A 9,062-nucleotide genomic window follows, 5' to 3' on the forward strand; every position below is an offset into this window, starting at 1 on the left:
GTGCACGGCCTTAGCGACTGACATTTGCGTGTTCTCGACGTTCGCGGTGTGTCATCAACTGCTATGTCGCGTACACGTGCTAGATGTGATGTACGCGAGATGAGGAGCCACCCGTGGAGAGCGATGGCCAGCGGTACCGCGTTCGGCAGGTTCGCCACCGGGGTGGGCAAATCTCCTATTGGATCTTTAGTTCGGATGGGGAGCTCCATCACGATTCGATGCGCGTGTTGGCGTCGTATGGCACTGCAAGCCAGCAGACTTATGCCTTCAGTCTGGTAGACCACCTGAATTGGTTGCACATCAACGGCATCCAGACGAAGTCGGTAACCTTTGACGACTTGCGTCGGTACATGAATGCGCTCACCAACGAGGGCGCGGAGATCTTTGTGCCGTGGAGACGTGCTGATCAGCGACCACTTGGTGCCTCGTCCGCGTGCAACGTGGCAACTGTCGTGAAGGCGTTCTACATGTCGCTGCTCAAATCGGGGACGGTGAACGAAGACCTGGTATGCAAGCTCAACGCACCAGCGTCCCGCACGCAACGGGGCACCTTCGTACAGAGGAATCCCCTAGCCCCGAAACGAACTTCGCGAAGACCTCGGGTAGTTACGGACGCCACTGTGCAGGCCCTGTTTGAACCGGACATCCTGAGAAGCGCTCGCGATGTCATGATCGTGACCTGGCTGCACGACACCGGCATCCGGGTCGGAGGCCTTTGCGGACTGAGGTTTACCGACCTTCATCTCGTTGCGGATCATCCCTGCGGGCAACACCGATATCCACATATCCACGTGGTGGGGCGCAACGACAATCCGAACGGTGCTCGCGCCAAGATCCCAGGTGCGTTGAGCCGGGTTCAGCTGAATTCCGAAGGGTATGTCATTGATGGTGTCATTCGTGCAGTGAGTGACGACATGATCAGCACCTTCCACGCGTACCTCCTCGACGAATACAAGACCGTCCAGCACTTCATTGATCACCAGCAAGTACTCGTCCACACGGATGGTCGAACGCCGGGCGCTGCTCTCACGACAACTGGTGTTCGAGGCATGCTTCGGAGAGCGGGGGAACGAGCCGAGCTGCCGACCCGTGTCACGCCACACGCGTTTCGCCACAAGGCTGCCTCGGATTTCTATGCGGTCACGGACTTTAACGCCGAAGAAGTGGCGGAGGAATTCGGCTGGTCCAGACCGGAAATGGTCACGGAGCTCTACGGCAAGTCGGCTAGCTCATCGGTACTTTTGCACCTCGATCAGTACTGGACAGCAACTGCACGTCCGAGCGCAGAGCACGACCTCGTGCCGGACCGGAAGTGAGGGCTGGCGCAGTGGCAACGACTACCAGCAGGTATCCGACACTCACAGTAGTAGCGCATGATTCGGACATAGATAACCTCAGCATCGAGCGGCGATACACCATCGCCAGCGAGTTCTTCCCCGAGTGGATGAAGAACGAGCCGATCCAGTTTCCGCCCGATCACGACACGTTTGGGTGGGCGTGCCGGGTTCCAAACTGCGCGGCAATGATGTGCGGGAGCTACACGCTCCGTCTCTGCGAGGCTCACGCGACCAAGTACCTTCAGGCGAAGGACAGATTGACGCTCGATGAGTTCGCCGAACAGGCTCAGCCACAACGGAGTCTACGGTTCGGGTGGGCCCTCGAACGCGGTAGGGACTGCGAGGTGTGCGGGTCCCATCGTGAAGCAGTGACACGAGGACTCTGCGTGCAGCACAACAACGCGAGAATGAGGGCATCGGAGTGCGGCATACCGCGGCCCGACTGGCTGTCAACTGCAGTTCCACTTCCTCCTTTCGCCTGCTGCGAACTCGGGGTTTGTGTGCGTGACGCTACGATGACGATTGGGGTAGGCGCCGCCAGTCGGCGGGTTTGCCGCGGACACCAGCACGTGTGGTCACGCTGGCGCAAGTCATTGACGAAGCCTCCCACACGGCGGCAAGCCGAGGAATGGTTCTCCAGGGAAGACGCCGGGGATGCAATGCAGCCGCACGAGAGTCGTGGCCTGCTCTCACTCTCGGACCTTCCGGCCAACGTTCAAAGAGAGGTCCGGTACGGCATCTATAGACACGCCAAGGCGCCGAACCGGACCCAGTGGCGTCCGCTCGACATCAGGGAAGCACTCAATCGACTCGCAGCCGAGGGCATTGAGACCTTGGCCGATCCACGTGTCGAGGCCATCGCGGGCGCAGCGAAACGCGGCAGCATGGTCAAACGAGTACTCACGGACCTGCCGATCGCGGCCCGGCCGCTACTCCTCGACGCCAAATCGGCGAAAGATGCTGGCGTGTTCGACCCGGTGTTTGTCGGTGGCGAGCCCTTCCAATCATCGTCGGTGCGACACCGCCGCTACCTGTTTGATCTTCGAAACGTGTCACAGCGATGGCTTCGAGATGTTCTGTGGGACTATCTTTCCGACCAGGCACTCGCAACCAACGGGAAGCGTGCCACGCTGCCAACCATCCAACTACGTATAACCAGCGTGATCGTCCTGTCCTTCATGCTCCGCCAAATCCGTCAGGACGGCGGCAACGTGGCAGAAATTCTCACCAGCGAGGATTCGGCGGCACTCGGCGATCTCTGGAATATCTGGGTATCAGAAAATATTCACGTCCCGTGCATCAAGCCGCCCAATCGCCCAGTCAAGGACGAGCGCACCGCCTTGGTTCGCGCACGGTTCAACTTCACCACGAACGCACGAATCGTTCTCCTTCACGCGTTGAACCACAATACGATCGCGCGTAAGACGGAGAGCTTCATCCTCCGCTTTCCGGAGTACTCCAGGCCGAAGACCAGTCCTCGCCCACGACCGCTCAGCGACGAGGAGTTCATGCGTCTGGTATCGGACGAGAGCATCACGAAGCTCGAGGATTTGGACACAAACGACGTTGGGATCGCCGACATCTGGGTAACTCATGCATTCCAGGGCGGGCGAATCAATGAGACACTCACGCTACGCCTCGGATGTATCGGCTTTGTGGGCGCGATGCAGCCCTACCTGTGGCGGGACATATCGAAAGCAGGTCAACTTGACTACGGCATTCCGTGCCACCAACCCGTCTATCAGAGACTGCTGAAGCGGCAAGAGAAAACCCGGCAACTACTGCGCCAACGGTATGCAAAGGAATTGTCGAAGCTCGGAAAGCGCCAGGCGACGGCGTTGGAGACCAATTGGGACCGGGAGATGCCGCTGTTTCCACGCCCGAGCAGCAACCCTGACCTGGTTATACCATTCTCCTTCAGCGGTTTTCAAGATTCGTGGATGACGTGGCTGGAACAGATCGGAGTCGCAGGTGTGACGTCGCACCGGACACGTGCGACGATGGCAACCACCCTCCTCGACAACGGGGCACCACCAAAGCTCGTTCAGCAGATTCTCGGGCACTTCTCCGATGCCGCTCTCGCCTTCTACGGAAGGTACAGCGACGAAACCACCGTCCGCCACCTCCAGATGTTCTGGGCAGGCGGGCCAGGCACCAGTAAGCCTGGCGCCATCGTGGCGCAACCCAGCGATTTTGCCGACAGCACGTCAACTGCCGCTCGAATAGACCTTGCGGTTGTGCCCGTGGAGCACGGCCTCTGCCGATACGGCCCGGTCGTTGGTGGCGCGCTCTGTCCAAAGCAGAAGAACTGCACCACCGGACCTGGCGGCGTGTGTGAGCACTTCGCCCTCACCGGTGCGGATCTCGCGTATTGGGAACGGAAACGAGACGCCGACTACCAGTTCGCGGAGGGAGCACCCACCGAGGAGGCGCGCGAGTACATCTTGAGCCAGTGGCGCGAGTGGGAACCAGTGATCGACGGCCTCAGGGAAGCGCTCGAGGACGCCGGCCTGTTGGAGGCCGCAGAACAACTCGACTTGAGAAGTCCAGCCCAGGACTACTTCAGCCCGGTGTTCTCCATCGGCTGGACGGCAGGAGAATTGGATCAGAATTCCAACGAAGTGGGAGGCGGTGACGATGGCCACGGAGCGACGGCCAGCTGAGGCAATTGCGCGGCGCACTGCCCAGTCGAAAGCTTGTGAAGATAGGGTGCGCCAGGCGCTTTCACGACTCGTGAAGGCGGGGGTTCCGTTCACCGTTGCTGATGTGTGCACTCTCGCCGGGGTTGGACGAACGTTCATCTACAGCCAGAAGCGGCCCGAGCTCACTCAGGCAGTCCTCGACGCACGGAAGCATTCAGTCCGGGCAGCGACCACAAGGGCCGAGGAGTCGCTCGATACGCAGACCGCATCCTGGCGCGAACGAGCACTCAACGCCGAGGCAGTTGTCACCTCGCTCAGGTCAGGGATTCAGCGGCGTGACGAGCAGGTCAGCGCCCTCACCGGGATGCTCTATGACGCCGACGGCGTCCACCTTGTCGAGGAGAACACACGACTGCGCGAGCTGATCAGGAATCTCACCCGAAGCCTGGCGGAGTCGGAGAAGGAACGAACCAGACTCACGAGATCCCTCGACGGCGCACGGGCCAACGTGAAGCGCGAAAGGGAACGCAACGTCACGCAGCTCTTCGGCGACAACCCATAACGCAAAGGCGATGGTTTCGCTGTTCGTACCCGGTTGCGGGGACTGTCGAGAGCATGTTCGCGATACCGTGACCTGCAAAGATAGTGGCAGCTGACTCCGGATCAGTCGCTAAGCACGGCCACTACGGTCTTCGTCTGAGTGCTTACACCCATGTCACCTCACCGCTGCGGCGGGTGGCCGACCTGATCAACCAGCGGATCATCCTCGCCCACCTCGACCACACCCCCGCCCCCTACACCCCGGACCAACTGGCTGCCCTCGGCGCCGACCTGAACCGGCGCACCCGCCAGGCACGGGAAGCGAAGAAGAACCACTTCAAACACGCCGACCACCGCCACGTCACCCAAGAGGCGGCACGCGATCTCACCGCCCTCGATGCCCGCACCTTCCACAAGGTCCTCAAGACCGCGGCTACCGCACCACGTCGCGACGAGATCGCCGCCGAACTCGCCCGCCGCGTCGACGCCGACCTGCTCACCACCCCGGACGTCGCGGTCCTCATCGACGCCGCCGACCCCACCTGGCGCCCGATCCAACTCCGCGTCCTCGACACCCTCGCCGACACCCATCCGGAGATGGGCCCCAGTGTGGTGTCGGTGTGGCGGCAAACCCACCCCGACCAATCCCCCACCGACCTCGAGACCCGACGCAACGGCGCCGACCACCACCCACTGTTCGCCGCCCGCGCCACTCACCTCGGCATCCGCGGACCCTGGACCACCGCGGCTGCGAAGAAGCCCGCCGAACAAGCAGCCCTGTGGGCGGCACTGCGCGCGCAGTTGACCGGCACCGACCACCCCGACACCGAACCGGACTGGCCCATCACCGCGCCGTCCCCGCAACCCACGACTCCCCCACCGACGCCACAGGATTCCGGGCCCGCCAAGACCGTCGAACCGCATCGGACGACCACGCCGGCCGCACTGAATCTGGACGGGGCGAAGAAGTCCAAGGCGCTGTCCAACCCCGTCGCGTGGCTGATGAGCCTGGCCCAGAACAGCAATCAGGCCCCACCCGAGTGGGACTTCCGCACCGACGGACCCGCACACGCACCCCGTTTCACCGCCACCGTGCACCTCGCCGGCCACACCGCCACCGCCGACGCGACCACGAAAACCGCGGCGAAGACCGCATCCGCCGCCGTACTCGTCGAGGCACTCTTCACCTGGCAGTGATGGCGCCGCGCGGTCTTGTGTGTACCGCGGCAACACCAGTCGGGCGCCGGGGCGGCTGAATCGCTGCCGGGCAGTCTCAGGCCGATAGCCGCCTGAGACGCCTGAGGCGCCTGAGGCGCGCCGACCGAACCGGGGCCGGCACTCTCGTGGCGGCCCGGGCAGAAGCGGCCGACGATCGATCGGAGCATCACCATCCCGACGCTCTTCGGTCCGAGAACAGCATGCGCAGGGACCCCACGTCGCGGTTCGGGTCAGAGCAGGTCGTCCGGCAGCGGGTTGAGACCGAGCGCGGATGCGCGATTTCCGGGCCGAGGTGTCAGGGGAGTGTCCGCGGCGTTGCGGTGCCGATGACCACCGACCGGCACCGCCGACATCGGCACCACCGGCCTGATCGAGCGTCTTTGAACCCGATTCAGTACCGCTTCTGGCGCCCCACTCCCCACTCATCGACAACTTATTTATCCCCTTTGAACTGCGACTATGCTGCCACTCCCCCACTCCCCACCAGAATCGCCGGGCCGCGAAAATGTGCGTCGAGGTTCGGCGACAGACCGACCGTGTCGGTTCTCAGCCGATCCGGCGCGTTTTCCCACACAGGTGGCGCGGCGTTGGCGCAGTTTCTAACCCGGGTGGCGCACGATGCCTCGGTACTGGGGACATGCCGAGACGCGACGGCGGCGACACCCTGGTGATCACTTCGCACGTGTAGGAGTTCGAACGTCGGCATCATCTACAGCCCAGTCCCACACACTCGATGTCACTCCTCGAGCGAATTCCGAGATCCCGACGCGCACCGCGCCCCGTCTCCGCCGAAGAACTACGGGACCCTCGGCCCCCTGCGAGGGAGGAAGTCCGCCGACACTTCTGCTGCAAGGAAGCCAGACCGGACCGGCGCCTTCAGCCACTATGGGAAGTTATAGGAGTTTATGGAATGTTTCCCATAAATGTCTATAGTTGTCGATATGGACCCCGCGCTGAACCCGTTCAAACCCGGCTCGGGCCTCCGGCCCCCGGCGCTGGAGGGCCGGGACCGGGAACGCCAGGATTTCGAACTCCTCGTCGCCCGCAGCAAGGCAGGCAACTACGACCGCGGGATGGTGCTCTCCGGGCTCCGCGGGGTCGGCAAGACCACCCTGCTCAACAACCTCGCCGAGCACGCCGAGCGGCAGGGCTGGTTGGCGATCACCATCGAGGCCCGACCGAACGAGGCCGGAATCGCCGCGGTCCGCGCCCGCCTCGGCTACGAACTCGCCGTGGGTCTGCGCCGCTTCAGCCGCAAACATCAACTCCACAAGGTCATCGACGACCTCGTCTCCCTCGCCCGCGGCTTCACCCTCGGTGTCGGTCTGGGCCCGGCCAAGATCGAACTCGCCCTCGGCGGGCGGGCCGCCAGCGGCGACATCGACCTCGACCTCGAGGAGCTGGTCGAAGCGATCAGCGACGTCATGCGCAAGAAGGGTGCCGCGTTCGGACTGTTCATCGACGAGATGCAAGACCTCGACCCCGATCTTCTCGGCGCCCTGCTCGCGGTGCAACACCGCGCCAGCCAACGAGAATGGCCGTTCTTCGTCATCGGCGCCGGACTGCCCAGCCTGTCGGCGGTGCTCGCCGACAGCCGCTCCTACGCCGAACGGCAATTCTCCTACCGCACCATCGGACCGCTCTCCCCCACCGACGCCGCCGACGCGCTCCGGGTCCCGGTCGAGGCACATGGCGGTGCGTTCACCCCGGACGCCCTCGAGATCGTCGTCGAAGCCAGCGGCGGCTACCCGTACTTCCTGCAAGAGTTCGGTAAGGCGATCTGGCACACCGCCCCCGCCTCCCCCTTCGATACCGAGGACGCCCACACCGCCGTGGAGGAAGGCCGTCGAGCGTTGGACGACGGGTTCTTCCCGTCCCGGTGGACCCGCGCCACCGATCGGGAACGCCGGTACCTGCGCGCCATCGCCGAAACCGGGGAACTCACACCCCGGTCCGGGAAGGTCGCCGCAGCCATGGGGGTGGCGACCACCGCGGTCAGCGATGTCCGGGATTCCGCCATCAAAAAGGGCCTGATCTGGTCCCCCGAACACGGTCGCATCGCGTTCACCGTCCCCGGCATGGCCGACTTCATCCGCCGCCAGCCCACCGCCTGAACCCCCGGTTCCCGCGCGCCGAGCCGGATCCCGCACTCGCTCGCTGCACTCTCGAGACGACACGTGTGGTGCCCGAGGACGTTCGACGAGTGCTGCGGAAACCTTCTCCAGCAGTCACCCGTACCTCGAGGGAGATGGTGACCTTCAGTTGATGCGCAGCCAAACGGGTTCAGGCCGCAGTAACCATCCCACTACTCTTTCCGGGTATGGGGACCACCTTCCACGGGCCGAGCCCCTGGCCGCACATCACCCGCGCCATCCGCACGCGCGGACCTCGGCACGCCGCGATCGCGTACCTCGGCCAGGACGCCCCCGACCTGCTGCCGCTGCGTGCCGGGGATGTCCTCGTCGTGAACGCCTCGCGGGCCGCGGTGCGCGCGCACGCCACCTCCCCGGCCGCGCTCGCGCACTACGTGGCCGCCGGGGTGCGGGTGCTGTCGTCACCGAACCTGCACGCAGGCGTGATCGCCACCGCCAGGTGGGCGGTCATCGGCTCCGCAGGCGCCTCCCACAGCTCCACCATCTCGGATGAGGCCATCGTCGTCACCGATGATCCTGAGGTCGTGGCCGCCGTCCGGGCCTTCATCGACGGTATCGACGAGATCACCGAGGTCGACCAGGTGTTCCTCGACAACGCCACCGCCATCTGGCAGATCGGCCGGGCCGTACCCCTGCCCGGAATCGGCGACCGCAACCGGCGTGCCGAACCCGACTTCCTCCCCACCCCGGTGACCCGGATGTTCCTGTGGCACATCACCCATTACCAACCCGGCCCCGCGGAAGAACACGAGCGCGCAGCCCAGACCAGCGCCCGCCGTACGTCTGCGGGTCCGGCGGCGAAGTATCAGCTCGAATGGTTCCGTATCGACGCCCCCGCCGGCCGCGGCCGTGGCCGGCTCCAGCGGGGTGACGTCCTGTTGCAGGTCACCGCCGACAACGAATGGCTCTACTCGCCGGCGGTCGTGGACTCCGACCCGATCGCGATCCCCCGCACCCGCACAGCGGTGGCGTACCACCTGCGTACGCGGGTCGACCTGGAGCCGATCGCGGTGCCCGACGCGGAAGTACGGCTCGCCGATGCCGGGCACCCGGGTCCCCGGCTGCGCACCGACCACCGCATCGTCTCCGCCAGCCTGCGGGCCGCGCTGCTCCGACTCTGGAACCTGTGACCCGATCCGCACGTTTCAGGCGTGACCCGTGACTACGACATG

5 protein-coding genes and 1 pseudogene are annotated in these 9,062 nt (G+C 64.3%); all 6 read left to right on the forward strand.

Going from position 1 to position 9,062, the window contains the following annotated elements; translation table 11 throughout:
- Positions 1-113 precede the first annotated feature (113 nt).
- The 6 genes and pseudogenes from ACNJ7E_RS16410 (at position 114) to ACNJ7E_RS16435 (ending at position 9,020) form a co-directional block, all read left to right on the forward strand.
- A complete protein-coding gene (locus ACNJ7E_RS16410; protein WP_418340359.1) occupies positions 114-1,316 on the forward strand; it encodes a tyrosine-type recombinase/integrase in 1,203 nt (400 codons plus the stop codon).
- Between the two features lie 680 nt (positions 1,317-1,996).
- Positions 1,997-4,000 carry a tyrosine-type recombinase/integrase gene (locus ACNJ7E_RS16415; protein WP_418340358.1) on the forward strand — a complete coding sequence of 668 codons (2,004 nt, stop codon included), beginning with the start codon at positions 1,997-1,999 and terminating at the stop codon, positions 3,998-4,000.
- Positions 4,001-4,103: 103 nt separating this feature from the next.
- Positions 4,104-4,541, forward strand: coding sequence for a maltose acetyltransferase domain-containing protein (locus ACNJ7E_RS16420; protein WP_418340357.1), 438 nt, complete (start codon positions 4,104-4,106; stop codon positions 4,539-4,541).
- Positions 4,542-4,654: 113 nt separating this feature from the next.
- Positions 4,655-5,716: pseudogene (locus ACNJ7E_RS16425) on the forward strand (RNB domain-containing ribonuclease); the annotation flags it as partial.
- Between the two features lie 962 nt (positions 5,717-6,678).
- Positions 6,679-7,851 carry a DUF8462 domain-containing protein gene (locus ACNJ7E_RS16430; RefSeq protein ID WP_418340455.1) on the forward strand — a complete coding sequence of 391 codons (1,173 nt, stop codon included), beginning with the start codon at positions 6,679-6,681 and terminating at the stop codon, positions 7,849-7,851.
- A gap of 206 nt (positions 7,852-8,057) precedes the next feature.
- On the forward strand, positions 8,058-9,020 hold the full coding sequence (locus ACNJ7E_RS16435) for a phospholipase D-like domain-containing protein (RefSeq protein WP_418340456.1): 963 nt from the start codon (positions 8,058-8,060) through the stop codon (positions 9,018-9,020).
- Positions 9,021-9,062: the final 42 nt, after the last annotated feature.

It is taken from the genome of Rhodococcus mengyinensis (assembly GCF_048381435.1).
Lineage (GTDB): Bacteria > Actinomycetota > Actinomycetes > Mycobacteriales > Mycobacteriaceae > Rhodococcus_F > Rhodococcus_F opacus_D.

Bases quoted from the DNA above. Each gene is read 5' to 3' on its own strand.
- ACNJ7E_RS16430 (WP_418340455.1), top strand. From the start codon at position 6,679: ATGGACCCCGCGCTGAACCCGTTCAAACCCGGCTCGGGCCTCCGGCCC.
- ACNJ7E_RS16435 (WP_418340456.1), top strand. From the start codon at position 8,058: ATGGGGACCACCTTCCACGGGCCGAGCCCCTGGCCGCACATCACCCGC.
- ACNJ7E_RS16415 (WP_418340358.1), top strand. From the start codon at position 1,997: ATGCAGCCGCACGAGAGTCGTGGCCTGCTCTCACTCTCGGACCTTCCG.